Annotated in this window: 40 protein-coding genes; 1 reads left to right on the top strand and 39 read right to left on the bottom strand. The window is 35.8% G+C overall.

The genetic code is table 11. From position 1 onward, the window contains the following. Positions 1-3: 3 nt before the first annotated feature. From rpmJ to tuf, 24 genes are read right to left on the bottom strand one after another with little or no spacing between them, the layout of a single operon-like run. Entirely contained in the window at positions 4-117 is a 114-nt protein-coding gene (gene rpmJ, locus LSO06_RS02590) for a 50S ribosomal protein L36 (protein WP_002557090.1), read from the bottom strand. Positions 118-126: 9 nt separating this feature from the next. Further along, entirely contained in the window at positions 127-1,431 is a 1,305-nt protein-coding gene (secY, locus tag LSO06_RS02585; protein ID WP_231760514.1) for a preprotein translocase subunit SecY, read from the bottom strand. 12 nt (positions 1,432-1,443) lie between these two features. Next, entirely contained in the window at positions 1,444-1,881 is a 438-nt protein-coding gene (rplO, locus tag LSO06_RS02580) for a 50S ribosomal protein L15 (RefSeq protein WP_231760513.1), read from the bottom strand. Continuing rightward, positions 1,874-2,185: a 50S ribosomal protein L30 gene (gene rpmD, locus LSO06_RS02575; protein WP_231760512.1), complete on the bottom strand. Its 312-nt coding sequence runs from the start codon at positions 2,183-2,185 to the stop codon at positions 1,874-1,876. The genes rplO and rpmD overlap by 8 nt, the downstream gene beginning before the upstream one ends. A gap of 3 nt (positions 2,186-2,188) precedes the next feature. Next, complete coding sequence (rpsE, locus tag LSO06_RS02570; protein WP_231760511.1) at positions 2,189-2,683, bottom strand: 30S ribosomal protein S5; 495 nt, start codon at positions 2,681-2,683, stop codon at positions 2,189-2,191. Positions 2,684-2,694: 11 nt separating this feature from the next. Continuing rightward, positions 2,695-3,054, bottom strand: coding sequence for a 50S ribosomal protein L18 (gene rplR, locus LSO06_RS02565; RefSeq protein ID WP_231760510.1), 360 nt, complete (start codon positions 3,052-3,054; stop codon positions 2,695-2,697). A 17-nt stretch (positions 3,055-3,071) separates the two neighbouring features. Continuing rightward, positions 3,072-3,614, bottom strand: coding sequence for a 50S ribosomal protein L6 (rplF, locus tag LSO06_RS02560; RefSeq protein ID WP_231760509.1), 543 nt, complete (start codon positions 3,612-3,614; stop codon positions 3,072-3,074). A 12-nt stretch (positions 3,615-3,626) separates the two neighbouring features. Beyond that, complete coding sequence (gene rpsH, locus LSO06_RS02555) at positions 3,627-4,025, bottom strand: 30S ribosomal protein S8 (protein WP_231760508.1); 399 nt, start codon at positions 4,023-4,025, stop codon at positions 3,627-3,629. A gap of 9 nt (positions 4,026-4,034) precedes the next feature. Beyond that, complete coding sequence (locus tag LSO06_RS02550) at positions 4,035-4,220, bottom strand: type Z 30S ribosomal protein S14 (protein ID WP_231760507.1); 186 nt, start codon at positions 4,218-4,220, stop codon at positions 4,035-4,037. Between the two features lie 14 nt (positions 4,221-4,234). After that, positions 4,235-4,783: a 50S ribosomal protein L5 gene (gene rplE / locus LSO06_RS02545; RefSeq protein WP_231760506.1), complete on the bottom strand. Its 549-nt coding sequence runs from the start codon at positions 4,781-4,783 to the stop codon at positions 4,235-4,237. A 3-nt stretch (positions 4,784-4,786) separates the two neighbouring features. Further along, positions 4,787-5,092, bottom strand: a complete 306-nt coding sequence (rplX, locus tag LSO06_RS02540; RefSeq protein ID WP_231760505.1) for a 50S ribosomal protein L24 — start codon at positions 5,090-5,092, stop codon at positions 4,787-4,789. A 10-nt stretch (positions 5,093-5,102) separates the two neighbouring features. Next, positions 5,103-5,471 (bottom strand): 50S ribosomal protein L14, encoded by a 369-nt coding sequence (rplN, locus tag LSO06_RS02535; RefSeq protein WP_231760504.1) that lies wholly within the window; start codon positions 5,469-5,471, stop codon positions 5,103-5,105. Positions 5,472-5,499: 28 nt separating this feature from the next. Continuing rightward, positions 5,500-5,754 (bottom strand): 30S ribosomal protein S17, encoded by a 255-nt coding sequence (gene rpsQ / locus LSO06_RS02530; RefSeq protein ID WP_231760503.1) that lies wholly within the window; start codon positions 5,752-5,754, stop codon positions 5,500-5,502. 4 nt (positions 5,755-5,758) lie between these two features. Continuing rightward, complete coding sequence (rpmC, locus tag LSO06_RS02525; RefSeq protein ID WP_231760502.1) at positions 5,759-5,959, bottom strand: 50S ribosomal protein L29; 201 nt, start codon at positions 5,957-5,959, stop codon at positions 5,759-5,761. Positions 5,960-5,962: 3 nt separating this feature from the next. After that, positions 5,963-6,379: a 50S ribosomal protein L16 gene (rplP, locus tag LSO06_RS02520; protein ID WP_231760501.1), complete on the bottom strand. Its 417-nt coding sequence runs from the start codon at positions 6,377-6,379 to the stop codon at positions 5,963-5,965. A gap of 39 nt (positions 6,380-6,418) precedes the next feature. Then, positions 6,419-7,237: a 30S ribosomal protein S3 gene (gene rpsC, locus LSO06_RS02515; protein WP_231760500.1), complete on the bottom strand. Its 819-nt coding sequence runs from the start codon at positions 7,235-7,237 to the stop codon at positions 6,419-6,421. Positions 7,238-7,240: 3 nt separating this feature from the next. Next, positions 7,241-7,603, bottom strand: a complete 363-nt coding sequence (gene rplV, locus LSO06_RS02510; RefSeq protein ID WP_231760499.1) for a 50S ribosomal protein L22 — start codon at positions 7,601-7,603, stop codon at positions 7,241-7,243. Positions 7,604-7,609: 6 nt separating this feature from the next. Next, positions 7,610-7,888 carry a 30S ribosomal protein S19 gene (gene rpsS, locus LSO06_RS02505; RefSeq protein WP_231760498.1) on the bottom strand — a complete coding sequence of 93 codons (279 nt, stop codon included), beginning with the start codon at positions 7,886-7,888 and terminating at the stop codon, positions 7,610-7,612. Between the two features lie 9 nt (positions 7,889-7,897). Beyond that, positions 7,898-8,731 (bottom strand): 50S ribosomal protein L2, encoded by an 834-nt coding sequence (gene rplB, locus LSO06_RS02500; RefSeq protein ID WP_231760497.1) that lies wholly within the window; start codon positions 8,729-8,731, stop codon positions 7,898-7,900. 21 nt (positions 8,732-8,752) lie between these two features. Further along, complete coding sequence (gene rplW, locus LSO06_RS02495) at positions 8,753-9,049, bottom strand: 50S ribosomal protein L23 (protein ID WP_231760496.1); 297 nt, start codon at positions 9,047-9,049, stop codon at positions 8,753-8,755. A 23-nt stretch (positions 9,050-9,072) separates the two neighbouring features. Next, the gene (rplD, locus tag LSO06_RS02490) at positions 9,073-9,702 is read right to left on the bottom strand and encodes a 50S ribosomal protein L4 (RefSeq protein ID WP_231760495.1); all 630 of its coding nucleotides are present in this window, start codon (positions 9,700-9,702) and stop codon (positions 9,073-9,075) included. Between the two features lies 1 nt (position 9,703). Continuing rightward, on the bottom strand, positions 9,704-10,333 hold the full coding sequence (gene rplC / locus LSO06_RS02485) for a 50S ribosomal protein L3 (protein ID WP_231760494.1): 630 nt from the start codon (positions 10,331-10,333) through the stop codon (positions 9,704-9,706). A gap of 38 nt (positions 10,334-10,371) precedes the next feature. Further along, positions 10,372-10,680 (bottom strand): 30S ribosomal protein S10, encoded by a 309-nt coding sequence (rpsJ, locus tag LSO06_RS02480; protein ID WP_231760493.1) that lies wholly within the window; start codon positions 10,678-10,680, stop codon positions 10,372-10,374. A gap of 47 nt (positions 10,681-10,727) precedes the next feature. Beyond that, on the bottom strand, positions 10,728-11,912 hold the full coding sequence (gene tuf, locus LSO06_RS02475; protein WP_231760492.1) for an elongation factor Tu: 1,185 nt from the start codon (positions 11,910-11,912) through the stop codon (positions 10,728-10,730). A 588-nt stretch (positions 11,913-12,500) separates the two neighbouring features. Between tuf and LSO06_RS02470 the strand changes: the two genes are divergently transcribed. After that, complete coding sequence (locus tag LSO06_RS02470) at positions 12,501-12,830, top strand: hypothetical protein (RefSeq protein ID WP_231760491.1); 330 nt, start codon at positions 12,501-12,503, stop codon at positions 12,828-12,830. 84 nt (positions 12,831-12,914) lie between these two features. On the opposite strand, the gene LSO06_RS02465 is transcribed toward LSO06_RS02470, so the two are convergent. The 15 genes from LSO06_RS02465 to LSO06_RS02395 all read right to left on the bottom strand — a co-directional run bounded on the left by LSO06_RS02465 (position 12,915) and on the right by LSO06_RS02395 (position 24,244). Beyond that, the gene (locus LSO06_RS02465; RefSeq protein WP_231760490.1) at positions 12,915-14,273 is read right to left on the bottom strand and encodes an MATE family efflux transporter; all 1,359 of its coding nucleotides are present in this window, start codon (positions 14,271-14,273) and stop codon (positions 12,915-12,917) included. A gap of 107 nt (positions 14,274-14,380) precedes the next feature. Then, a complete protein-coding gene (locus LSO06_RS02460; RefSeq protein WP_231760489.1) occupies positions 14,381-15,733 on the bottom strand; it encodes an MATE family efflux transporter in 1,353 nt (450 codons plus the stop codon). A gap of 28 nt (positions 15,734-15,761) precedes the next feature. Continuing rightward, on the bottom strand, positions 15,762-17,045 hold the full coding sequence (gene murA / locus LSO06_RS02455) for a UDP-N-acetylglucosamine 1-carboxyvinyltransferase (protein WP_231760488.1): 1,284 nt from the start codon (positions 17,043-17,045) through the stop codon (positions 15,762-15,764). A gap of 47 nt (positions 17,046-17,092) precedes the next feature. Then, complete coding sequence (locus LSO06_RS02450) at positions 17,093-17,914, bottom strand: YmdB family metallophosphoesterase (protein ID WP_231760487.1); 822 nt, start codon at positions 17,912-17,914, stop codon at positions 17,093-17,095. A 16-nt stretch (positions 17,915-17,930) separates the two neighbouring features. Then, positions 17,931-18,158, bottom strand: a complete 228-nt coding sequence (locus LSO06_RS02445; protein WP_231760486.1) for a hypothetical protein — start codon at positions 18,156-18,158, stop codon at positions 17,931-17,933. Positions 18,159-18,161: 3 nt separating this feature from the next. Beyond that, positions 18,162-18,668 (bottom strand): signal peptidase II, encoded by a 507-nt coding sequence (lspA, locus tag LSO06_RS02440; protein ID WP_231760485.1) that lies wholly within the window; start codon positions 18,666-18,668, stop codon positions 18,162-18,164. Between the two features lie 9 nt (positions 18,669-18,677). After that, complete coding sequence (locus tag LSO06_RS02435; RefSeq protein ID WP_231760873.1) at positions 18,678-19,424, bottom strand: Nif3-like dinuclear metal center hexameric protein; 747 nt, start codon at positions 19,422-19,424, stop codon at positions 18,678-18,680. A 1-nt stretch (position 19,425) separates the two neighbouring features. Beyond that, positions 19,426-20,115, bottom strand: a complete 690-nt coding sequence (gene pgeF / locus LSO06_RS02430) for a peptidoglycan editing factor PgeF (RefSeq protein ID WP_231760484.1) — start codon at positions 20,113-20,115, stop codon at positions 19,426-19,428. Then, complete coding sequence (gene lptB, locus LSO06_RS02425) at positions 20,112-20,903, bottom strand: LPS export ABC transporter ATP-binding protein (protein ID WP_231760872.1); 792 nt, start codon at positions 20,901-20,903, stop codon at positions 20,112-20,114. The genes pgeF and lptB overlap by 4 nt, the downstream gene beginning before the upstream one ends. After that, complete coding sequence (locus tag LSO06_RS02420) at positions 20,881-21,570, bottom strand: hypothetical protein (protein WP_231760483.1); 690 nt, start codon at positions 21,568-21,570, stop codon at positions 20,881-20,883. Before LSO06_RS02420 ends, lptB begins: the two co-directional genes overlap by 23 nt. After that, positions 21,567-22,103, bottom strand: coding sequence for a hypothetical protein (locus LSO06_RS02415; protein WP_231760482.1), 537 nt, complete (start codon positions 22,101-22,103; stop codon positions 21,567-21,569). Before LSO06_RS02415 ends, LSO06_RS02420 begins: the two co-directional genes overlap by 4 nt. 108 nt (positions 22,104-22,211) lie before the next feature. After that, complete coding sequence (locus LSO06_RS02410) at positions 22,212-22,352, bottom strand: hypothetical protein (RefSeq protein WP_231760481.1); 141 nt, start codon at positions 22,350-22,352, stop codon at positions 22,212-22,214. Positions 22,353-22,577: 225 nt separating this feature from the next. Beyond that, positions 22,578-23,087 carry a nucleoside-diphosphate kinase gene (locus LSO06_RS02405; RefSeq protein WP_231760480.1) on the bottom strand — a complete coding sequence of 170 codons (510 nt, stop codon included), beginning with the start codon at positions 23,085-23,087 and terminating at the stop codon, positions 22,578-22,580. A gap of 269 nt (positions 23,088-23,356) precedes the next feature. Continuing rightward, positions 23,357-23,941 (bottom strand): recombination mediator RecR, encoded by a 585-nt coding sequence (recR, locus tag LSO06_RS02400; RefSeq protein ID WP_231760479.1) that lies wholly within the window; start codon positions 23,939-23,941, stop codon positions 23,357-23,359. A 3-nt stretch (positions 23,942-23,944) separates the two neighbouring features. Continuing rightward, a complete protein-coding gene (locus tag LSO06_RS02395) occupies positions 23,945-24,244 on the bottom strand; it encodes a YbaB/EbfC family nucleoid-associated protein (protein ID WP_231760478.1) in 300 nt (99 codons plus the stop codon). Positions 24,245-24,246 lie beyond the last annotated feature (2 nt).

Genomic DNA, 24,246 nt, shown 5'->3' with positions numbered 1-24,246 from the left:
CCCTTATTTTTGTCTTTGTTTGTGCTTGAGGTTATCACAAATAATCCTTAAAACACCCTTTCTCTTTATTACCTTACATTTTTCACAAATCGGCTTCACGCTTACCCTAACTTTCATAACCTACCCCTAAATTTTTTGTAAAAAAGCACTCTTTTTATCATTCCCACGAGACACTCCTCGGGTCTTTAAATACGCATCAATCTGAATTAACGTATCAAGAGCCACCCCCACCATAATCAACAATGAAGAACTGCCCACGATCCTTGAGACATCATACGGAAATCTGAAGATAGTCTGCACCAAAAATGGAATTATTGCAATAATAGACAAAAAAATAGAGCCCGAAAATAGCGTTCTATTCATAATACTATCCAAATAGCCCTCCATTTCATCTGCCTTTATTCCTGGAATAGTACCTCCATTTTTCCTAATATTATTGCTTATATCCTTAGGACTTAATTGTATCTTCGAATAAAAATATGTAAACCCTACTATTAAGACTACATTCAACAAATTATAATAAAGTCCGTTGGGTCTTAGATAGGATAAAAATTGTCTTGCAAGTGCAGAAGTCTCAGCAAACCCACTCAAAATTTGCAAAGGCAAAGTAATAAGAACAGACGCAAAAATGACAGGTAGAACTCCCGATGGATTAAGTTTTATTGGTAAATACGAACTCACAGTACCCCTTGAACTTGCCCTAGCATAGTGTATAGCAATCCTTCTTTGTGCCTTATACTCATATATAATTAGCACTACGACTACAACAAAAACACCTAAAACCAATATCACAAAAACGGGATTAATATTTTGAGAAGGGTCTCTCATCCCCTGAAACAAATTAAACAAAGCCGCCTGCAGTCTCACTACTATTCCTGAAAAAATTATCAAAGACACACCGTTTCCAATTCCCCTTTGATTGATTTGTTCACCAAGCCACAAAAGTATAAAAGTCCCAGCCGTGACAGTCAAAATAGCAATAAAAATATATCTACTAAAAGGCATATTAAGTGCACCTGGAATACTTCTTGCGTAAAGGCTAGTAGCATACCCCTGGGCCAAGGCCGCAACAATCGTTAGATACTTTGTATATTTTTTAACCTTTTTTCTTCCACCATCCCCCTCCTGCATTCTCTTAAGAGAAGGAAAAGAATAAACGAGAAGCTGTATGATGATTGAAGCCGATATATAGGGTCCTATGCCAAGCATAAACACAGAAAAATTACTAAAAGCACCACCTGAAAAAAAATCAAAATAATTAGTGATCGAAAAATCTGCCTGTGCCTTAAAATAGCTCCTGAGAGCCACAGGATTTATTCCCGGTATTGGCAAATACGAACCAACCCTGAAAATAAAAAGAATAGACAGAGTAAACAAAAACTTAGTCCTTAACTCCTTGATACTAAACAAATTGAAAAACAAATCTTTCATCCCACTACCATTCTAAATTAACTTAATTTTACAACCCATTTTTACTACAAGTTCTTCAGCAGATTTTGAAATGCGAGAAATTTCAAAATCAACCTTCTTAGTAAGCTCACCGTTAGCCAAAATTTTAATATTCTTAACATTCCTGCCCACAAGTCCTTTCTCAAATAAAGTGCTACAACTTACTACATCACCAGGCTCAAATTTTTTCTCTATATCATCAAGCCCCACAATCTCATATCTTAACTTATAATCATAATTGGAGAATCCTCTCCTTGGAAGTCTCCTATAAAGAGGAGTTTGCCCCCCTTCAAATCCAGGCCTTGGCGAACTATTCCTAGCTCTCTGCCCTTTCTGACCTCGACCTGACGTCTTCCCAAGACCAGATCCGGACCCCCTACCTAAAACCTTTCTAGCCTTATTGGCCCCCAAAGGACTTCTTAACTTAACCACTTACCACCTCACTTATTAAAACCATACTAATTACCTTAACAAGCATCCCCTGTACCGATTTGTCCAAACTATGCCTTCTTTTATCTCCTATTCTCTTCAAGCCTAAAGCTCTTAATGTCCTTACCTTGTTATCCAATTTTCCAATCGAGCTTCTCTTGAGTTCAACTTCGACCTCAACACCACTTTTAGAAATAACCTCTCTATTCCTCTCCATCCTCCTAATAAAAGCCTTGTTTTTAGCCCTAGATCTTGAAGCCTTAAACCTACTTTTCTTAAGTTGAAGTCTTAATTTCCTCTTAATCATAAATCAACCCCATAAAGTTCTTAAAGTTTTCCCTCTTATTCCAGCCACTTTTCTACCATCCAAAACCAAATCAAATGCCCTAAAAGTCGCCTTCACCACATTCATAGAATTATTAGACCCAAGAGACTTGCTCAAAATATCATGCACCCCCACAGCTTCCATTACAGCGCGCACAGGTCCACCCGCAATAATGCCAGTACCCTCAGTGGCTGGCTTAATTAAAACCTTGGCCTTCTTAAAATCTCCAATAACCATATGAGGTAGTGTACCCTTCTTAATAGGAACAGACCTTAAATTTTTCCTAGCATTCGTGGAACTTTTCTTTATAGCATCGCTAGCATCATTAGCCTTACCAAACCCCCAGCCAACACGCCCTTCTCCATCACCAATAACCATAAAAGCAGCAAAGGAAAACCTTCTCCCCCCTTTTACAACCTTGGTAACCCTATTAAGTGATATTAATTTCTCTATTTGTTTCTTCTGAACCTGAGCTTCCACCCTATCTCCTCCTAAACATCAATACCAGCTTCCCGCAAAGAAGTCGCAAAGCTTGCAATAAGCCCATGGTATTTATAACCATTCCTATCAAAAATAAGTCTACTTATATTCTTCTCCTTAAGCCTACTCACAAGGACCTCTCCAAGCTTCCTTACATCGTCAACGTTTTTACTCAATTTAAGGCCCTTCTCAATAGTGGAAACACTTGCCAAGGTGTGCCCCACCACATCATCGATAACCTGAGCATAAAAATATCTGTTAGACTTAAAGACAGTAACCCTAGGTCTGTCTGCCACTCCAAGCCCAATCCTGCCCTTTATTTTCTTCTTGCGTTTCATATTTCTTTTTTCAGCTTCTTTTATTCTTTTCATAAATAATCACCTAAAACTTATTTCTTTACTCCCGATTTTCCTACTTTACGCTTAATTACCTCACTGTCATACTTAATACCTTTACCCTTATACGGTTCTGGCACCTTCAAGCTTCTAATCTCAGCAGCGACTTGTCCAACCCTGCACTTGTCTATCCCCTCAACTGAAATTTTAGTATTCCCATCAAGCTTAATAGAAACCCCCTCCGGTATTACATACTCAAACTGAGTTGAATACCCCAGATTAAAAAAAAGACTGCTCCCCTGCTGCTCCACCCTATAACCTACCCCATTAATAGTAAGGGACTTTGAAAACCCATCCGTCACTCCCTTGACCATATTAAAAATCAAGCTTCTATAAAGCCCATGAAAGGCTCTTGTCTGCTTATCCTCAAAAGCACGCTCCACAATAATGTTGTCATCCTCCACTCTAACCTTAATACCGCTTCCTACCACCTGATTCAATTTACCCCTCTTCCCCTCAATCGTTATCAAATTGTCCACAACGCCCACTTTAACAGAATCTGCTATCCTTATAGGAAGCTTGCCAACACGTGACATACAAACACCCCCTTACCAAACTGAACAAATGAGCTCACCGCCCACCTTGCTATCCCTAGCCTTCTTCCCGGTAATAACACCCCTAGAAGAGGACACAACCAAGATCCCATAGCCATTCTTTATCCTCGGCATTTTTTTATACGAAGAATAAACTTTTCTACCAGGAGTTGAAATAGCATCTATCCTGTTTATAGCAGGATTTCTCTTATTATCATAATTTAACACCACCCTAATAAAAGAAATACCATCTTTATCAAACAACCCATAGTCCTTAATATACCCTTCTTCCTTAAGAATATCTAAAATCGACTTATTTATCTTAGACATCTTCAGTTCCACAGATTCATGCCTAACTCTACTTGCATTTCTTATCTTAGTTAACATATCTCCAACTGAATGCGTAACCGACATAAACTCTCCTTACCAGCTTGACTTTGAAACACCAGGAATTAATCCAGCAGACGCATACTTCCTAAAACATACACGACACATACCAAAATCTCTCATATATCCCCTTGGGCGCCCACACAGCCTACACCTATGATTCTGCCTTGTTCTATATTTTGGCTTCCGTAAAGCCTTAATTATCATTGACTTCTTAGCCATAAATACAAACTCCTTTAGCTACTAAACGGCATACCAAACCTAGATAGCAAAGCCTTCCCTTCCCTATCACTTAAAGCCGTCGTTACTATAGTAACATTCAAACCAGACACTCGCTCTATTTTATCATAATCTATCTCAGAAAATATTATCTGTTCTGCTATCCCGAAAGAATAATTGCCATTGCCATCAAAAGAATTGCCGTTAACTCCTCTGAAATCTTTAACACGAGGCAAGGCTAAATTGATAAGCTTGTATAAAAATTCATACATAACATTGCCCCTAAGTGTAACCATAGCTCCAATTTCCTGTCCCTGTCTAATCTTGAAACCAGCAATAGCTCTCCTAGCCTTCGTCTTCACAGCCCTCTGGCCAGTAATCTGACTAAGCTCCTCAACAGCCGAATCTAAAAGCTTCTTGTTCTTAACAGCCTCTCCAACCCCCATAGAAACAACTATTTTTTCTATTCTAGGAGCCTGCATGATAGACCTATACTGAAACTCCTCAGCAAGCTCCTTCACAATACTTTCCCTATAATATCTCTTAAACTCAGGAACGTAACTCATACTTTAAACATTCCCCCCATTCTTCTTAAGAAATCTCTTCTTTTCATTGCCTTCAAATCTAAACCCTACCCTAGAAGCTATGCCCCCCACGAACAACATCACATTCGAGATATCCATAGCTGCCTCTTTATTAATTATTTTACTCTTTTCCTGAGGTGTCCTCGCCTTAATAACCTTTTTAACCATATTACAAGCTTCAACAGTAACCCTAGATCTCCCCCTATCAATACCAATAACTCTACCTATCCTTCCTCTATCTTTGCCACAAAGAACCTTTACGTTATCCCCCAATCTTAGCTTTGTCTTCATAATTACACCCCTATATTACCTCTGAAGCTAAAGAGACAACCTTCATAAAATTAGCATCTCTCAATTCCCTTGCAACAGGCCCAAAAACTCTCTTACCTCTTGGATTTAAATTAGCATCGAGTATAACACAAGCATTATCATCAAATCTAACATAAGTCCCATTCCTACGTCTTATCTCTTTCGAAGTTCTAACAACAACAGCCTTATACACATCTCCCTTTTTAACAGGAGAATTAGGAATAGCCTGCTTTACAGCGACAACAATTATGTCTCCAACCCTAGCATAACGCTTCTTACTACCACCCAAAACCTTTATACACTGAGCCAACTTACCGCCTGTATTATCAGCAACCGTTAAATACGTCTGCATCTGTACCATATTACTCTCCTCTAAAAAACAACAAAAATCACTTTGACTTTTCTAAAACTCCAACAAGCATCCACCTCTTCTCCTTACTAATAGGTCGAGCCTCAACAATCCTTACCTTATCTCCAACCTTTGATTCTTCTTTCTCGTCATGAGCCTTAACTCTTCTACTAACCTTTAGGTATTTATGATATATAGGATGCATTCTTCTCTGAACAATTTCAACAACTATAGATTTACTCATCCTATCGCTGACAACCCTACCGACTAGCTCTCTCTTATTTTCTCTTGCCATAAAACTAAACCTTCCTAATACCTATTTCATATTCATAGATTATCGTATTAAGCCTTGCAATATCCCGCCTTATCTCCCTTTTCTTTAAAGGGTTCTCAACATGCCCCACAACCGTCCTAAACCTCAAATCCATATACTCTCTCTTCAGCGACAAGCGCTTAGCCCTAATATCATCAAGAGACATATCCTTAAATTTCTTTAACATAGCCTACCTCAAATCTCTCCTTACAACAAACACCGTTTTAACTGGCAATTTAGAGCTAGCAAGCACCATAGCTTCCTCAGCAAGCTCCTTAGCTACGCCAGCCATCTCAAACATAACAGTCCCAAGCTTAACAGGAGCATTCCAATGATCAACACCCCCCTTACCCTTACCCATTCTAGTCTCAGCTGGTTTCTTGGTGTAAGGAATGTCCGGAAATATTCTTATCCAAACTTTACCACCTCTCTTAACCCTACGAGTCATAGCAATACGAGCTGCCTCAATCTGCCTTGAAGTAATAAAATCCGTCTCAAGAGAAACAAGCCCATACTCTCCAAAGGATATCTTATTCCCCTTCTGTGCTTGCCCAGTAAGCCTCCCTCTCTGCCTCTTCCTATACCTAACCTTTTTAGGACTCAACATTTAACTCTCCTTAAGATCCTAGATATCAAAAATCTTCCTCTAAACAGAATCATCTCCGGGCCCTGATTTTTCCTTAAAAAATTTACCCTCGTCTGAAACCCTTCTATTCTTGCCATCCTGGCTATTCCTATCTTGCGCTATCCCAATCTTATTAAAATTTTCACTTCTCTCCCTTGCAGGCTTTTTATTTATTACCTGACCAGCATCCGCATTAATTTTCCTCCCTAAAAGCTCTCCCTTAAATACCCAAACCTTAACGCCAATGATACCATAAGTCGTCTGCGCCTCAACAAAACCATAATCTATGTTAGCCCTAAGAGTGTGCAAAGGGATTCTTCCTTCCTTAACCTCAAAACTTCTAGCAATTTCAGCCCCACCGAGCCTACCCGAAACTTTAATTTTAATTCCCTGAAGACCTTTTGAAATAGAAGACGAAAGCGAAGTTTTTAAAAGCTTTCTGTAAGAAGCCCTATTTTCAATTTGCCTTGCTATCCCATTAGCAATAATCTGAGCATCAAACTCCGGCTTTTTAATCTCTTTTATCTTAATATTGATCTTTTTAGAAATCTTCCTAGTCAGCAGCTGCCCTATCTTTTCAAGGTTGGCGCCCTTAGCTCCAATAACAGAACCAGGCCTTGGAGTAGAAATAACCACTGTTACCCTTTGAAGATTATTTCTAATAATCTCTATGTCAGAAATATCAAACTTAATACCCCTGAGAAACTTCATAGTCTCTCGTCTTATCAAGAAATCTTCATAAAGTATCTCCGAATACAACTTCTTATCAAAATACCATTTCGACTTCCAGTCCTTATTAATCTTTATTCTTAAGCTATAAGGATGTACTTTTTGACCCATATCTTATTCTCCACTTCCCATCTTTTCATCAACTTCAACAAAAATATGACAACTTCTATTAACTAGTCTATCGGCCCTCCCTCTAGCTCTAGGCCAAACACTCTTACGGCGCCTTCCATCATCAACCATAACCACCTTCACAATGATCATATCCTCAGAAAGATTTTTATTATGATACATAGCATTTGATGCAGCTGATTTAACCACCTTACCCAAAAGCTTAGCCCCTTTATTGGGCATAGAATAAAGTATAGCAGCAGCCTCAACATAAGATCTACCACGTATATTATCAGCTATGGGCCTCACCTTCTTCGGGGAAGATGGCAGATTCTTGCCCCTTGCCGTATATCTCCTATTTACACCCATAACCCCCTACTTCCTTCCCTTCTTATCTGATTTAGCATGTCCCCTAAAAATCCTTGTCGGAGAAAACTCACCAAGCTTATGCCCCACAAGATCTTCAGTAATATAGACAGGAATAAAAGACTTACCATTATAAACAGATATAGTAAGACTTACCATGTCAGGTATTATTGTCGAAGCTCTAGAATATGTTTTAATAACCACTCTTTTCCCCTTACCAGAAGCTGCTAAAACTTTTTGATAAAGACTTTTTTCTATAAAAGGTCCTTTCTTAATAGATCTTGCCACTATAATCTCCTACTTACTTCTTCGCTTAACTATAAATTTATCTGAGTATTTCTTCTTTTTTCTAGTTTTATACCCCTTAGTAGGCTGCCCCCAAGGAGATACAGGATGGCGACCTCCAGAAGTCTTGCCCTCTCCACCGCCATGAGGATGGTCAACAGGGTTCATAGCAACCCCCCTCACCCTAGGCCTCTTTCCAAGCCACCTACTCTTACCAGCCTTGCCCCAAGAAACATTCATATAATCCTCGTTCCCAACCTCTCCAAGAGTCGCCATACATTTCTTAAAAATCATGCGCATTTCTCCTGACGGAAGCTTAACAGTAACATAATCATCATCAGAGGCAAGTATCATAGCATAACTACCAGCACTCCTTACAAGCTGCCCTCCCCTTCCAAGGCTAAGCTCAATATTATGCACCATCTTGCCAACTGGAATATTCTCAAGAGGAAGTGAATTACCACTTCTTATTGGAGAATTTGGACCACTCTCCAGTATGTCACCAACTTTAATCCCCTTAGGGGCAATGACATATCTCTTATCCCCGTCCCTGTAAACAAGCAAAGCTATATTGGAGCTTCTATTTGGATCATATTCAATAGACGCAACCCGAGCATACACCCCAAACTTATCCCTTCTACCAAAATCAATTTCCCTATACCTTCTCTTATGCCCTCCACCTCTCCTTCTGACGCTAATTCTTCCAGAAGAATCTCTCCCAGCTCTAGAAACCTTACCTCTAGTCAAAGACCTCAAAGGACTATTCCCCTTGCTCAAATCATCAAAGGACAAAGTTGTTTTATATCGCAAAGAAGACGTTTTCGGTCTATAAGTCTTAATACCCATATTTTCCTTTCTCCAAAACCACTAAAATATGTCTATCTTATCTTCTTTTTTAAGATAAATATACGCCTTTTTCCACGAAGAAGTTCTTCCTCTACCAATAGGGTAACCCTTCTTTGAAACCACTATCTTATTCTTGCTTTTAACATTAAGAACTCTACAAGCCACCGGAACAACACCAAAAAGCTCCTTAATTGCAGCACCAATATCTTTCTTATTAGCCTGCTTCTTAACCCTAAAAGCATAAACACTCATATTCTCTCGCTGAATATTAGTTTTTTCGGTGAGCACAGGCGAGATCATTATATCACAAGCTCTCATATTTCATCCTCAATATTCCCCTTTTATTTAACATAAAACTCATTAAGCCCTCTGACAGCAGACTCGAGAGCTATTAAATTCTTAGCATAAAACAAATCAACAACCCTAAGTCTATTAAAAGATAAAATCTTCAAATCTCTAATATTCTTTCCTGCTCTCTTAACCATCTGATCATCATTACCCAACAGAATAACTGTTTTTCCATTGGTTCTTATAAAATTCTTCATTATCAAAGCAAGCTCCCTTGTCTTCCCCGACTCAACAGTGAAATCTTCAATAACTTTAAAACTATCTTCCACAGACGCACGCAAACTAAGAACAGACCTAAAAGCAAGCCTCTTTACCTTCCTCGGCAATTTATAATTATAGTCCCTTGGTTTCGGTCCTAAAGCCACACCACCACCAACCCAAATTGGATTCCGCCTAGTGCCAACCCTTGCACGCCCCGTACCCTTTTGCTTCCAAGGCTTTTTAGAACTTCCCCTAACCTCAGCTCTAGTTTTAGTAGAAGCTGTCCCAACCCTCAGATTAGCCAACTCGTTCCGAATAGCATTATATATAGAACCATAGCTAATATCAACGTTAAAAACCCTATCTTCCAAATCTATAGACCGAATCTCCTGTCCTTCTTGAGAAAAAACTTTCCTTTCCATACTAAACACCCACTTTTTTCGCCTTTTTAACAATAACAAAAGAACCCTTAACCCCTGGTACAGCACCCTTTACCAAAAGGGCTCTCTTCTCTTCATCAACAAAAATAATTTCAAGATTTTGAATAGTTTGCTGCACGCCACCCATCCTACCAGCCATTTTAGCTCCCTTAAAAGTCCTAGCAGGCGTAGTAGCCTGTCCCGTACCGCCAAGATGTCTGTGAAACTTAGACCCATGAGAAGAGGGACCACCACTAAAGTTATGTCTCTTCATAGCTCCCTGAAAACCCTTACCCTTAGTAGTACCAGTAACATCCACATATCTAATCTCTCTGAAAACATCAAGTTTAATCTCATCACCAGCATCATAACCCTTAAAGCCTCTAAATTCTATAACATACTTCCTAGGTTCAATGTTCTCTAATTTTTTATACTGACCTCTTACGGGCTTTGACACCTTAAAACTCTTAAGGTCAACAGATCCCATTATAAGAGCATCATATCCATCTCTCTCTACCGTTTTCTTCCCTATAACATAATTGGACTCAAATTCTATTACCGTCACAGGCACCACAATCCCATCTTCTTGGAATATCTGAGTCATGCCCACCTTTTTTCCAATCAATCCCAACATTAAAACACCTCAAATTAATATACTTAACATCTCATCGCCTACTTAATATCCACTTCCACACCCGCAGGTAGCTCCAATTTCATCAAGGAATCCATCAAAGCAGAAGTAGGATCTAAAATATCAATAAGCCTTTTGTGAGTTCTCATTTCAAATTGCTCTCTTGATTTTTTATTAACATGAGGAGAACGCAAAACAGTATATTTCTTTATCTTTGTCGGCAAAGGAATAGGACCCTTTATTTGAGCTTTAGATTTCTGAACAGCCCTAACAATAGACTCAGCGCTCTGGTCCAATATCTTAACATCAAAACTAAAAAGCCTTACCCGTATTTTATCTCTAGCAATCAATTTAATCTCCTAAACTTTAGGGACACAAAAAGTATCCCTATCCCCCACTATTCCAATATTTCAAGAATACGCCCCGAAGCAACAGTTCTACCGCCTTCCCTAACAGCAAACTCAACATTTTTATCCATAGCTATTGAAGAGATAAGCTCAACAGAAATATCAACATTATCTCCTGGCATAACCATTTCTTTCCCTTCCAAAGTTACCATACCCGTAACATCTGTTGTTCTGAAGAAAAACTGTGGCCTATATCCTGGGAAAAACGGCTTATGCCTTCCGCCCTCTTCCTTAGTCAAACAATATATAGACGCCTTAAATTTCTTATGAGGAGTGATTGTGCCAATAGCAGCAATAACCTGGCCTCTTTCAATATCCTTTTTATCAACACCTCTAAGCAAAAGCCCAACATTATCCCCTGCCTGTCCTTGCTCAAGAATTTTTTGAAACATTTCAACACCAGTCACCGTTGTTTTCCTAGTCTCCCGAATTCCAACAATCTCAACCTCTTGCCCAACCTTAATAAGGCCCCTCTCAATACGCCCAGTAGCAACAGTACCGCGTCCAGATATAGAAAAAACATCCTCAACAGCAAGCAAAAACGGCTTATCAATGTCCCTTTCAGGAAGGTCAAAATAATTATCCATAGAATCAAGAAGCTCCTTTATACACTTAGTAGCCTCAGGATCATCCGGATTTGACATAGCGCCAAAAGCCGCTCCCTTTATTATCGGAGTATCACCAGCAAACCCATACTTCTCAACAAGCTCCAAAACTTCAACCTCAACAAGTTCAACAAGCTCAGGATCTGCCAAATCTAGTTTATTCAAAAACACTATTATTTTTTTTATCCCCATTCTCTGTGCAAGAAGCAAATGTTCTTTCGTCTGAGGCTCTGCCCCGCTGTCAGCCGCAACCAATAGTATAGCAGCGTCCATCTGAGCCGCTCCAGTAATCATATTTTTAATGTAATCGGCGTGTCCCGGACAATCAACATGAGCATAATGCCTACTTGCAGTCTCATACTCAATATGTCTAGCATTAATAGTTATCCCCCTTGCCTTCTCCTCAGGTGCATTATCAATATCTTCATATTTAAGCGCACGAACGTCCTTGTTTACCTTTGAGCAATAAATACTAATAGCCGCCGTCAATGTTGTCTTCCCGTGGTCAACGTGCCCTATTGTACCAACATTCATGTGCGGTTTTGTTCTCTGAAAAACTTCCTTAGCCATGAATCACCTCCTAAACTTATACTCCAAATCTTTATACCTAGCCTTTAAAAATCCTTATCTTAAGAATTCCATCCTACTTCCCTAATAATATACAACAATTACAAAATAAATAGAACCGCCACACTGTGCTGCATATCAAAAAGACCATCTCTTATTAGAAATTGACCCGACTCCCGTGTTTTTCTAAAAGAAATCTTTAACAACTCTAGTAGTCTACAAATTATTTGACATGTAGTCAATAACTTTATCATCTTATTCTGATACAATCTTCTTTAATTGGTTAAATAAGACAAAAAACAAACATAATGACTCACTATTCCACATTCCAAGCAAGCCATTTCATTGTCTCTTTAAAACAGCACTAAATCGATAAAGAATCGTATCCAAGTATATTTACAATTCCTAATCCTACATAGCAACGTTACATATTATTCTATAATCAGCAAAAATGAAGTGTACAAGAAGCTCAACCTTTAGGTATAATTGCGTAGGTCCTATGCATCATTATTTAATTTTTTTCATTAATCATGTGCAAGAGACACGATTAATGAAAAAAATGGCAAAATTATTATAACGACCCTTGTGTCTATGAATGTATCATGTATGAAAAACAACCCTATGAAGGCACAAAATAATACCAGAGAGCTCACCTATATTGTTAGCATAAATAAAAATACACAAAAAATTGAAATAGTAAAATTCGAAGCTGACAGTAAAGACAATTTAATAATTACTCTTAAAAACAACAAAAAAACTGACATAAAACAAAATTCATTAGCAATTTTTAAAAAAGGCAACAAAACAGGCCATATAATCAAAGAAGGTCTTAAGGCAGGAGAAAAGAAAAAATTTAAATTGAATATCAGCGTAAACAAAAGAAAACAAAATATATTTCATATTTTCTTAAAACAAGATTGATAAATTAATCTTTACCCTTATGTGAGACTACTAAATTTTAAGTCTGCTGAAATGCCTACACAAAATATATAGCTACTAAAATTATTATATTGAACTATACTGCGGCTTCAACCAGTATTTTGTAAGAGTAAGGAACAATAAAATCATAAAGGCCACATAGTTTGAAATTATGAAGGCATACCCTAGGGAATCTTCCATGATTCCAAAATATTGAAAAATAAGCACAACCGGCAAGCGAATAACCCAAAGACGAACACAAACAATAACCATGACAAGTTTTGTAAATCCCGAGCCAATCAACCCTCCAAAAAAAACTTGTTGCAACCCATATCCAACAGTTCCAATTGATGCTAATAACAAATAGTCATTAGCATAACTTAAAACTTCCAAATCATCCGTAAAAAAAGTTACAATAACCTCTCTGAAAGATATTATAACCACGTTGATTGTAAATAAAACTATTAAAGACAAAAAAAAGCCCTTCTTTAGGGCGTCCCCTATTCTATCGAAATTTTTAGCTCCAAGATTTTGTCCAACAATTGTAATAATTCCAGTACCAATACTCATTCCAGGAAGAAGCAGAAATGCAATAATACTATTCGTAAGTCCGTAAGCGGCTAAAAATTTAGGACTAATTTGAATCACAAGATAATTGAAAACCAAAAAAGAAAGAGAAGTCATAATCTGTCCAAAAGCTGCTGGAAACCCTAAATTAAAAATATTTCTCATTACGGCAGCATCTGGCATCATGTCCCCTAAATTTATCTTAAAACCGCGATTTAGCCCATAAGTTAGAAACAAATAAGAAAAAACTGTTACTAATTTTGAAAAAAAAGTAGCCCAAGCGGCACCAGCAATACCTAAATCAAAAGTAAACATTAAAATTGGATCAAGAATAAAATTGATAATATTTGCAATCAAAATTATTACCATAGAAATAATGGTTTCTCCCTGAGAATTTAATATATATACAATAGAAATACTTAAAAACATTACGGGTATCGCATAGGCTGTGACATAAAAATAAGACTTAGTAAGTTCCATAAGATCGCCCTTAACAGACATAAAATCTAGAATAGAATCTATGGATAGCAAAATAAAAACTGTAACAAAGAGAGATGATATGAAATTTAAAAATAATAATTGTCCTGCATATTTTGAAAACTTAGAAAATGTACCCTCTCCAATAGCTTTAGACATCAATGATATGCTTCCCATAGCCATCCCCATAGCAAAAACCATAATAAGAAAATTAATAGGACCCGTAAGAGATAGTGCAGCAAGAGGAACAGCACCAAGTTTTCCTACATAAAACATATCTGTAAGTTCGTAAAAAGCCTGAATAACATTAGTCACCAGAATGGGCAAACTAACAACTGACAATACTTTATATAAATTCCCTTCTAATATTAACTTTCTAGTTCTAGCTTGACTCGTTGCCATATGAATTTAGCCTTTCATCACTTATTTCTACCAAACCACAAAGTTTTTCAAAACAAGCCATTTACTTAATATCTAATTTTAAACCACAAACAAAACAGACTACTCAACTAGTAAAACTTTTTGTGCCTCCAAGAACCGTTAAGAACAATAACAAGAGTAATAAAGAACCCAATATAGCTTGGAATTGCAGCAAAAACCCAAATATACTCGAAAATTACACCAAAATATTTAATTATTAACATAATAGGCATTGCAACAAGCCACACTCTAGTAAAAGTCACAACCATAACTAAATTGGTTAAACCTGCTCCAATCAGAGCACCCTGAAGAGCAAGTTGAAAAGAAAATCCAACGCTACCAATGGCAATAAAAAATAGATAATAATTTGCATACTCTAAAACTGTTTTATTACCAGTAAACAAAGATATCAAAAAATTTCTGTTAATAATTAAAATTAATGTTGTAGAAATAGAAATTAGACCTATGACAAAAAATCCCTTACGCAAAGCCTCGCTGGCTCTTTTTATTTTACTTATACCAAGATTTTGTCCGATTATTGTTGCTAAAGCAGAGCTAAAGGCCATTGCAGGCAGAAATAAAAATGTATCTATCATGTTAGAAATACCGTAGGCAGCCAAAAAATCAGTTCCGATTGTTACAATAAACGAATTGAAGATGATAAAAGAAAAAGATACCATAGCCTGACTTAAAGACGCAGGGATACCACCCTTGAGCATCCGAAGCAAGTAATCAAGATTAGGCATTAAATCTTTAATATAAATTTTTAAACATTTATTAAAACAGAAGGCAATAATGGGATAACTTACAACGGTAACTAACTTTGAAAAAAGAGTGGCCCAAGCAGCACCAGCAATGCCTAAGTCAAAGGTAAATATTAGCATTGGATCAAGAATAAAATTAACAATATTTGCAATCAAAATTATTATCATAGAAATAACCGTGGAGCCTATTGCATTTAGTATAAATACAATAGCCATGCTTAAAAACATTACAGGTATTGCATAAATAGCTATGGAAAAATACTCTCTTGCATAATCTTTAAGCTCTCCAGAAGCACCAATATAATCTAAAATCGAATCAATAAAAATGAATGCCGATAAAGCTACCAATATAGAAAGAAGAAAGCTTAAGGTTAATAACTGACCTGAGTATCTAGCTGTTTTCTTGTAATTGCCCTCCCCAAAACTTCTAGCTATTAAGGATACGCTACCTATACCCATGCCCATTCCTAGGGATACAATAAAAAAATTTATGGGCCAAATAAGAGAAAGCGCACTCACATATAAAGTACCAAGTTTTGCTACATAAAACATATCAGTTAACTCATAAAAAATCTGAATAATGTTAGTGACAACTAGGGGTAAACCAACGACGAAAATTACTTTATATATATTTCCATTGATGACAAGATCCCTTGTTTTGTCTTGCTTTGCTATCAAAAATATTCTCCTCAATAAAACGAAACTTCTATTCTTCTAAAACTTTCTTGATCCTTGCTCCTAAAGAATTTAACCTACCAACAACTTCCTCATATCCTCTCTCGATTTGATAAACATTTTGAATCTGGCTCTTTCCCCTAGCACAAAGAGCTGCAATAAGCAAAGACATGCCCGCTCTAACGTCAGGAGAAGATAGAACGCTTCCCTTAAGAATCGTTTTCCCTGTAACAACCACCCGATGCGGATCACAAAGAACAATTTGAGCACCCATCTTTATCAGCTTGTCTACAAAAAACATTCTCGATTCAAACATTTTTTCAAAAATAAGAACAGTACCCTGCACCTGAGTAGCAGTCACTATAACTATACTTATAAGATCTGTAGGAAAAGCAGGCCATGGCCCATCATCAATTTTAGGAATGTGCCCTCCAAAATCCGGCCTTACCCTTAAATCTTGCTTCTCCTTGACGTATATATTCTCCTCATCATACTCAAAATCAATTCCAAGCTTTGAATATACATGCTTTATTAAAATAAAATGCCTAGGATCAGCTCTATTAATCTCAAGCTCCCCTCCTGTTAAAGCAGAAAGGCTAATTAAGGACCCTACCTGCATAAAATCAGATCCTATGCGAAACCTAGTTCCCCTTAACTTTTTAACACCCTTTATTTTAACAATATTAGAACCAATGCCATTGATATTAGCTCCCATAGTATTTAACATCCTACACAAATCTTGCACATGCGGTTCGCATGCAGCGTTCATTACCACGGTCTCCCCATGAGCAAAAACAGCAGCCATGATAATATTTTCAGTGGCAGTAACTGATGCTTCATCTAAAAACATCTCAGTTCCAATTAATTTATCTACTTCTAAAATAATTCGCTGTTCATTATCTATTAACCTGGCTCCAAGCTTACTGAGCCCATAAAAATGAGTATCAAGTCTCCTCTTTCCAATAACATCACCTCCAGGAGGAGCAATGTTAATCTTTCCACACCTAGCAAGAATAGGCCCAATAAATAAAATAGAAGCCCTAATTAAATCCGTTAAAGAAGAACTCATCTCAGTCTTGGTAATATTTAAAACCTTAATTCTGACAATATTGTCCTCTCTTAAAACCTCAGCACCCACGTCCTTTAAAATTTTCAAGATAACATCTACATCTTTAATATTTGGGATATTTTCCAATACAACCTCTTCATCTGTAAGTAGCGCAGCTACTATACAAGGCAAAGCTGCATTTTTATTACCGCTAGCCGTTATTTTCCCACCTATCCTAAAACCACCTTCTACAAGGTATTTGTACATTATTTTGCCTCCAGTTTGAACACAATATTTATCTTGCCATCAATAGCTTAAATATCACCTTGACTTTCTAAACTACCTTTAAAACTAATATACTCCCTTACATTTTCCACTAAAACAGCCTTACCCTCATCATCAATCTCAACTATAGCGCCATTAAAGCCAAGCCCTTCCCAAGATTCAGTAAATCGATTGTGTAGGAATCCTTTTAAAAATTTATCTATCTCAAGTTCAGGAACACATCCAATAACACTATTTAAACTTCCAACCCTACCAAGGTCAGTAATAACAGCAGTGCCTTCTAGGATTCTCGGATCGGCTGTTAATATTCTCCTTCCAATGCCAAAACAAACACTAACTCTAGATTTTAAATAAAAAAACATAGCATTCGTTTCAGCCGTAGTGTTTGAATCAAAAAGTACGATTATGTTATTTGTGTGTAATTTTATTTTTTCATAAAGATAATCAAAAGCAAAAAAAGGATTATTAAAATTATGTTTCGTAACTCCCGTCTGCCCAACAAGTCTAATTACAGCAACTCTAATACCATTAACGTTGTAAATAAAGTAAGAGTAACCCTTCAGTCTAACAGGATAATTTAGAGGCTTTAAAATAAAACTATATTTATCAAGTTCACCCCCCAGAGCAGACCTTGCGAATGCATTCTCTCCTAAAGTTAATACATCAACGCCATATTTTCTTAGCAAAAAAACATGACGCTTACAAAGTCCTCTAAATCCCGTAGTAAAATTATTACCAGACACTACAAAATCAATTTTTTTGTCCTCTTTAAAAGTAGACAAAAACTCTTTTATCACAATAATACCGGGCTTGCCTACAACTTCCCCAGTAATTAAAACTCGCAAAGCCACCAAAACCTCTCTCTCTTTATTTATCTGGATTGAAAAACTTAGAAATAATACTTTTTACAATAACGTTTGATAAAAAATAGCTTATGGTAATCGAAATAATAATCATTAACAAAACCAAAACAAACTGAAAAAAAGGAGAAATAATAATATTAAGTCTGGCAACAAAAACAAACTCAAGAAAAAAAACCAAAAGCATTAAAGACAAATTAGTCAGTGAACACAAAATAAAATATAAAATCTTCATAAGTTAGTTCTTTCTGTTCTTTATAAATAAATCACAAATCGCAAATAACCCTATACCTATGACAACATAGCTGTCTGCAAAGTTAAAAGTTGGCCATCTCTGAAGCCCAAAAATACCAAAAAATTTTACATCCAGGAAATCCACAACTCCTAAAGGTCTAAATAATCTATCAATAATATTCCCAATACCACCAGATAAAATCAATAAAAGCGAAATCCTGCTCACGCTATTCTTTTCTTTTAAGGAAAAATAAAAAACAAAAACTAAAACAACAACAGGAAGCACAAGAAAAAACAAATTCTTCAAACTATCATCAATATTAGAACCTATTGAAAATAAAATCCCAGTATTCCTAACATGTATTATTTTAAAAAAATCTCCAAAAATAGATAAATATTCAGATCCAAGTTCGACATATTGAACAATTAAAGACTTAGATAATTGATCAAAAAAAACCAAAACAGAAATAAATACATAACTATTAATCAATCTAATTTTACTTATACCCATACAAAACCCTCACAAATTGGTGTCTTTATCAATAAACTTGATTTTCAATTCTGCATAACTCCTAAAATACTCCATTAATTTTATCAAACCAAATGTTTCAGTAAAATAATGACCCGCAAATATTAAATTCACACCACACTCCTGGGCCAAAGGGTATATCTGATGAGAAGTATCTCCTGTTATGAATAAATCAACGCCATGCTCCAGAGCTTCCTCAAAAAAAGAATATCCAGAACCACTAACAATAGCCACCTTGCAAACATATTCTTTAAATTCTTTACAATAAAGAAGATGTTTATTGCGCATCCTAATCTTGCTAAGGATCTCAGAAAAATTAGCGTTAGCAACAGCAATAATACCCAAATCAGCTCCCCTATAATTTGCAAAAGGAATAGGATCTTTAAACCCAAAAAAATCGGAAAACACCTTGCTATGAGAATAGATAGGATGTGCATCCATCGGTAAATGCAAAGAGTAAAGAGCTATATCTTTTTCAATAAGATACTTAATCTTTTCATACATAATAGAGACAATTCTCTCAGATTTCGACCAAAAAATACCATGATGAGTTATTAAAAAATCATAATCCCTAGCTTCTCTTAAAGTCATCATACTTGCATCAACAGCAAAAGCAACCTTGCCAACCTCAGCCTCCAAATTGCCCACCTGAAGACCATTAAGCCCCTTATCAATATCTTTAAAATCCTTTACCCGAAACATATCATCCAACTTGAATGCTAAATCCTTAACTTTCAAACTAAACTCTCCAAATTGCAGCATAACTTCTCCCACCTTTGTGTTCCCTATGAGAATAAAGATTATGCTCACAATAAGTACAAAGACCTGAATCCTTAATGTCTAAATTAAAATTAGAAATCAGCCCTAAATTAAAACTGCCATTATCAAAGTACATTCTATCATTTCTCTTACAAAAAGATACATCCAACAACTTCTTACTAAATTTTGATTTTACCTTTGCTAAAAATTCCGAAGAAATTTCATAACAACATGCCCTATTGTAAGGACCAAATACAACTTTTAAATCTCCAAAACTTGACCCCATCTTCTCAAACATAAGCAACATCTTAAGGATAATAAGTTTAAAACTCCCCCTATATCCACTGTGAATAAGCCCGATATATTTTTTCACACTGTCAAAACAATATATCGGAAGGCAATCTGCGTAGTAAGCAAGAAGAGCAACATTATACGAAGAAGAAACAAGTCCGTCCCCCACCTGAAAATTAACAAAATCATCAAAAACTTCATGAACAATATTTGTATGTAATTGTTTAAGATATTTTATTTTCTTATCCTTGTGAATAAAATCTAGCTTGTCGCTACTTATATTCTTAACACTTAAATCAAAAGGCTGCTTGGTATAGATTAACTTAATTCTGGGATCCAATTCAAATTCGTAATAAAGATCCTTCTCAATTACCCTCATAATCTAAACTCTTCACCAAGATAAAGCTTTTTAGCCTTTTCGCTATTTACAATGTAGGAAACATTCCCCTCATCAAGCACCTGTCCTTGGTAAATAATATAAGCCCTGTCTATTATGTCAAAAGCATCCCTTACATTGTGATCTGTAATTAGAACACCAATATTCTTACTTTTTAAAACCCTTATTATATTCTTTATATCACCAATAGCAATAGGATCAATACCTGCAAAAGGTTCATCAAGCAACAAAAAATATGGGTTAACCGCTAAGGCCCTAGCTATTTCAGTTCTTCTTCTCTCCCCACCAGAAAGAGTATAGGCCTTTTGATGCTGTATTCTCTTTATCTCAAATTCTTTAAGCAGATTTACAAGCTCAATCTTACGCTCAGCTTGAGACAAATCTTCTCTCCTCTCAAGAGCAACTAAAATATTATCTTCCACCGTAAGCTCTCTGAAAATAGAAGGCTCTTGTGGCAAGTATACAATACCTATCCGAGCTCTCTCATACATATTAAGACCAGAAACATCATAATTATTTATTAATACACGCCCACTATTAGATTTAATAAACCCCACAATAGTATAAAAGGTAGTAGTCTTACCGGCTCCATTTGGGCCAAGCAAGCCCACAACTTCACCTCGATGAATACCAATAGTAACACCACCAACGGCTACTTTCTCTCCGTACTTTTTAACAATGTTATCTGCCTTAAGCACAATATCATTCACACAGCCAACATTGAGCCTTTCCTTTACTGATTTTATTTTATCTCTTTTCTTCAGAAACATCTTCTTCTGTCTGAGTAAACCTACCCTCAACACTCCCCTCAAGACTGTATTTATTAGTCTCAGTATTAAAAATTATCCTTGCTGCAGAATAATAGTTATCATCTTGATAAATGACAGGAACCCCTTCAAGAACAATTTCTTTTTCTTCTTTATTATAAATGCCATTCTCAGCTCTTGCAAAAGTATCTCCCTTATATATCCTAACAGAATACTGCATAACATAAACGTTTGATTTATGTCCTCCTTCTATCCTTTCAGCCTTAACAACGAGTTCATTTTCTAAATCCTCAAGTTCAACATCCCTTTGAAGATAAAAATTATCCAATTTTCTGTTAAAGAATAAAAATTGTGCCTTAACATTCATTTTATTTTTGTAATCTTCATAATACACGCTTCCACGGGCCTCAATATAAGAACTACCTTCCCCATAAATTTCAATCTCATCAGCCCTAAGTTTAAAATCAGATGAAATAACCTCAGGATTTCCCTTCAAAACAACTCTCCTGTAAAGAGAAGACATAACCCCTTGAGAGAAATCCGCTTTGAAGGTAAAACTATTTTTCTTTTGCGTGTTTTTCTCTATTTTAGTTCCCTCAAGTCCCTTTTTATCTTGAGCATAACTACTAGACAAAGAAATAAAAATCAAGAAAATAACAATACTTCTCATCTTACCAGCCCTTCCATACCAGAGTAAAAATAAAAATGATTATGATTTAAAAAGTATGAAAACCCCTTTCCTTTTATACTGCTATCATCAAATCTAATCAACACTATCTCATTTGGTGGTGAAAACATTTTCTTGTCATTATCCCTCCACAAAAGTCTATTCGTGTTCACTAAATAATAATTGTTCTCGTCTTCTATTTTCAACTCCACAGAATCTTTCATATCTAAGTTTTTAGTGATATGAGATCCTTCTAGTTTATTAAATTTGCCTGAAATTTTATTGTCCAAAGAATGATACAAAAACCGTCCATTATTCACCTCATAAATCTTATAATCATGAAAATAATTAAAACTTAAGGATTCCAGCACCGTTTGTTTCTTACCACCCACAATATTGTGATAACTAATTCCCAATATCTGTATTGAAGGAGTCTCTTTAGCAGCCTCTGATCTACTAGAGTACTCATTGTAATCAAAAGTACAACTGAGAATAAACAAAGATAGCAAAAAGGAGAGTGGACAAAACCTCTTCACACAAATACCCTGAACAAATCTACAAAGTTTTCTATGATCTTTTCAACGAACCAAGTAAATAACAAAATTTTGAAACAACCCTCATTAACCAATTTAAGTAATCACATTTTACATCATTAAATATAAAAAAAACCTGTGGGCTTTCAAATTGGCAAGTCTTTTATTGAAGCTAAAACTATTTAAAAATGAATCTTTAATCTGCCTATAAATTACATCATGAACAACAAAATATCTCTTAAGGTCTATCATAAAGCCTATTTTATACCTAACAGCTGCTTAAATTACTTAACTACTAGCAAACTCATATAACCTTGAATCAATCTAGTAAGAACTAAAACTTTAAAAACAAGGAGCTAGCGTTTTTCAAAAACGATCCAACACGATCAAAAAGAAAAATACCACATAAATGGGTACTGATATGTCATTTATCGATGACTTATCCTACATGTTTCCTGTCTGAACATCAAATTAAAATCAATCATAATAATGTTCAAGCTCATCATCCCTTCTATAAATTAAAATTTCATTTTCTTTAAACCAAATCGGTATTTCACGAAGAGCATCCTTAACATTAGCCGCAGCATGAATGACATTGTAAATTGAAAATTTTTTCTCATTTGCATAATTAAAACTATGATAGGAAAAATCACCTCTTATTGTACCAGGGGAAGCCGTTTTTGGCTCTGTAGAGCCACAAAGCTTCCTGACAACTTCAATAGATTCAATACCCTCAACCACAAACGCAAACACCGGAGCACTCATTATAAAATCAATTAAAGACTTCCAAACAATTTCTCCATGTCTTGCAGCAATATCATCATACAAATAATGCTCCTCTGCCGTTTTTCTATTAACTAAAACCATCTTAGTAGCTACAATTTTTAATCCCGCTCTCTCGAACCTAGCAATTACATTACCAATTAAACCTCTTCTAACACCATCGGGTTTAATAATGCATAAAGTTTTTTGTATTAAACTAGACACAAAACCTCCTCATAAAATACAAATCAGGTTAATTATAACTTATAATTAACCTGATTAATAAATATCTGTTCCGAAATATATAAATATAAAAATTAATAACGGGATGAAATAACATATCTAGATACCCCATTACCTTCCAATAAAACAAAACCACCATAAACAAAGCTTAACCCTAAAATTGTAAATTAAAACAATTAAATTAGGAACAATTTCCTCTACATATTAAACACATAAACCCTATTAACACACCCTGGCAATAAATAACCGTTTTATATCTTAAGTCTTAGACGAAATGCCCTAAGGGTAGTAACTTTGTCTGAACTACTAACGCTCCCTCCAACAGGAAGCCCAGATGCTATTCTTGTGACATTAATATCTAAATCCTTTAAAATACTCTTAATATAATTAGCCGTTACATCCCCTTCAACGCTAAATTCTGTAGCAACAACTACCTCCCTAGCCCCAAGTACTCTGGCATATTTTGCCAGCTTATCAAGGTTTAGTTTACCAGGGCCAATATCTTTTAAAGGATCAAGATGCCCATGAAGCACAAAATAAAATCCATCATACTCTCTGGTAGACTCAATAACCTCCAAGTCTTGTGGTGTTTCCACAACGCAAATTAAACCTTTATTTCTATTTAAATCTGTACAAATGTCACAAAACTCCCCCTCAGCAAAATTGTAACAATTCTTACATTTTCCTATCCTAGAATGAAGATTAATTAAACTTTGACCAAGATTTTTCGCATACTCATCACTACTAGATAAAATATCATAAACCATTCGTACCGCTGTTTTTTTGCCTATACCCGGCAACTTAGAAATTAAATTAATTAAATCTTTTATAATCAAATCTTAAATCCCAAATGGAATAGAACCCATCGCCTTTGACTTTATCTCTTCCTTAACCTTAAAAATAGCATCATTAAAAGCTGCCTTCATCATCTGCTCAAGTGCTTCATTGTCCAAATCACTAAAAAACTCTTCCTTAACTGTAACCTTTTTAACAAAAAATTCTCCATTCATCTCAATAACAACAACATCGTTCCCTGCCTTGCCATAGACAACAATCTGAGACATTTCTTTTTTAATATTGTCAACGTTGTCCTTAAGGTTTGACATATTTTTTAAAAAATCTAACGGATTGACAGCCATAC

The organism is Borrelia sp. RT5S, assembly GCF_021165755.1.
Classification (GTDB): Bacteria; Spirochaetota; Spirochaetia; order Borreliales; family Borreliaceae; genus Borrelia.
Note: the sequence above shows the minus strand (reverse complement) of the source record. Positions and strands in the feature narration are given on the sequence as shown.

Coding starts and splice junctions, on each gene's coding strand:
- rpmJ (WP_002557090.1), bottom strand. CDS start 117: ATGAAAGTTAGGGTAAGCGTGAAGCCGATTTGTGAAAAATGTAAGGTA.
- secY (WP_231760514.1), bottom strand. CDS start 1,431: ATGAAAGATTTGTTTTTCAATTTGTTTAGTATCAAGGAGTTAAGGACT.
- rpmD (WP_231760512.1), bottom strand. CDS start 2,185: ATGATTAAGAGGAAATTAAGACTTCAACTTAAGAAAAGTAGGTTTAAG.
- rplR (WP_231760510.1), bottom strand. CDS start 3,054: ATGAAAAGAATAAAAGAAGCTGAAAAAAGAAATATGAAACGCAAGAAG.
- rplF (WP_231760509.1), bottom strand. CDS start 3,614: ATGTCACGTGTTGGCAAGCTTCCTATAAGGATAGCAGATTCTGTTAAA.
- rpsH (WP_231760508.1), bottom strand. CDS start 4,025: ATGTCGGTTACGCATTCAGTTGGAGATATGTTAACTAAGATAAGAAAT.
- LSO06_RS02550 (WP_231760507.1), bottom strand. CDS start 4,220: ATGGCTAAGAAGTCAATGATAATTAAGGCTTTACGGAAGCCAAAATAT.
- rplE (WP_231760506.1), bottom strand. CDS start 4,783: ATGAGTTACGTTCCTGAGTTTAAGAGATATTATAGGGAAAGTATTGTG.
- rplX (WP_231760505.1), bottom strand. CDS start 5,092: ATGAAGACAAAGCTAAGATTGGGGGATAACGTAAAGGTTCTTTGTGGC.
- rplN (WP_231760504.1), bottom strand. CDS start 5,471: ATGGTACAGATGCAGACGTATTTAACGGTTGCTGATAATACAGGCGGT.
- rpsQ (WP_231760503.1), bottom strand. CDS start 5,754: ATGGCAAGAGAAAATAAGAGAGAGCTAGTCGGTAGGGTTGTCAGCGAT.
- rpmC (WP_231760502.1), bottom strand. CDS start 5,959: ATGTTAAAGAAATTTAAGGATATGTCTCTTGATGATATTAGGGCTAAG.
- rplP (WP_231760501.1), bottom strand. CDS start 6,379: ATGTTGAGTCCTAAAAAGGTTAGGTATAGGAAGAGGCAGAGAGGGAGG.
- rpsC (WP_231760500.1), bottom strand. CDS start 7,237: ATGGGTCAAAAAGTACATCCTTATAGCTTAAGAATAAAGATTAATAAG.
- rplV (WP_231760499.1), bottom strand. CDS start 7,603: ATGGGTGTAAATAGGAGATATACGGCAAGGGGCAAGAATCTGCCATCT.
- rplB (WP_231760497.1), bottom strand. CDS start 8,731: ATGGGTATTAAGACTTATAGACCGAAAACGTCTTCTTTGCGATATAAA.
- rplW (WP_231760496.1), bottom strand. CDS start 9,049: ATGAGAGCTTGTGATATAATGATCTCGCCTGTGCTCACCGAAAAAACT.
- rplD (WP_231760495.1), bottom strand. CDS start 9,702: ATGGAAAGGAAAGTTTTTTCTCAAGAAGGACAGGAGATTCGGTCTATA.
- rplC (WP_231760494.1), bottom strand. CDS start 10,333: ATGTTGGGATTGATTGGAAAAAAGGTGGGCATGACTCAGATATTCCAA.
- tuf (WP_231760492.1), bottom strand. CDS start 11,912: ATGGCTAAGGAAGTTTTTCAGAGAACAAAACCGCACATGAATGTTGGT.
- LSO06_RS02470 (WP_231760491.1), top strand. CDS start 12,501: ATGAATGTATCATGTATGAAAAACAACCCTATGAAGGCACAAAATAAT.
- LSO06_RS02465 (WP_231760490.1), bottom strand. CDS start 14,273: ATGGCAACGAGTCAAGCTAGAACTAGAAAGTTAATATTAGAAGGGAAT.
- murA (WP_231760488.1), bottom strand. CDS start 17,045: ATGTACAAATACCTTGTAGAAGGTGGTTTTAGGATAGGTGGGAAAATA.
- LSO06_RS02445 (WP_231760486.1), bottom strand. CDS start 18,158: ATGAAGATTTTATATTTTATTTTGTGTTCACTGACTAATTTGTCTTTA.
- lspA (WP_231760485.1), bottom strand. CDS start 18,668: ATGGGTATAAGTAAAATTAGATTGATTAATAGTTATGTATTTATTTCT.
- pgeF (WP_231760484.1), bottom strand. CDS start 20,115: ATGAGGGTAATTGAGAAGGATCTTTATTACGAATTTGAATTGGATCCC.
- lptB (WP_231760872.1), bottom strand. CDS start 20,903: ATGTTTCTGAAGAAAAGAGATAAAATAAAATCAGTAAAGGAAAGGCTC.
- LSO06_RS02420 (WP_231760483.1), bottom strand. CDS start 21,570: ATGAGAAGTATTGTTATTTTCTTGATTTTTATTTCTTTGTCTAGTAGT.
- LSO06_RS02410 (WP_231760481.1), bottom strand. CDS start 22,352: ATGATAGACCTTAAGAGATATTTTGTTGTTCATGATGTAATTTATAGG.
- LSO06_RS02395 (WP_231760478.1), bottom strand. CDS start 24,244: ATGGCTGTCAATCCGTTAGATTTTTTAAAAAATATGTCAAACCTTAAG.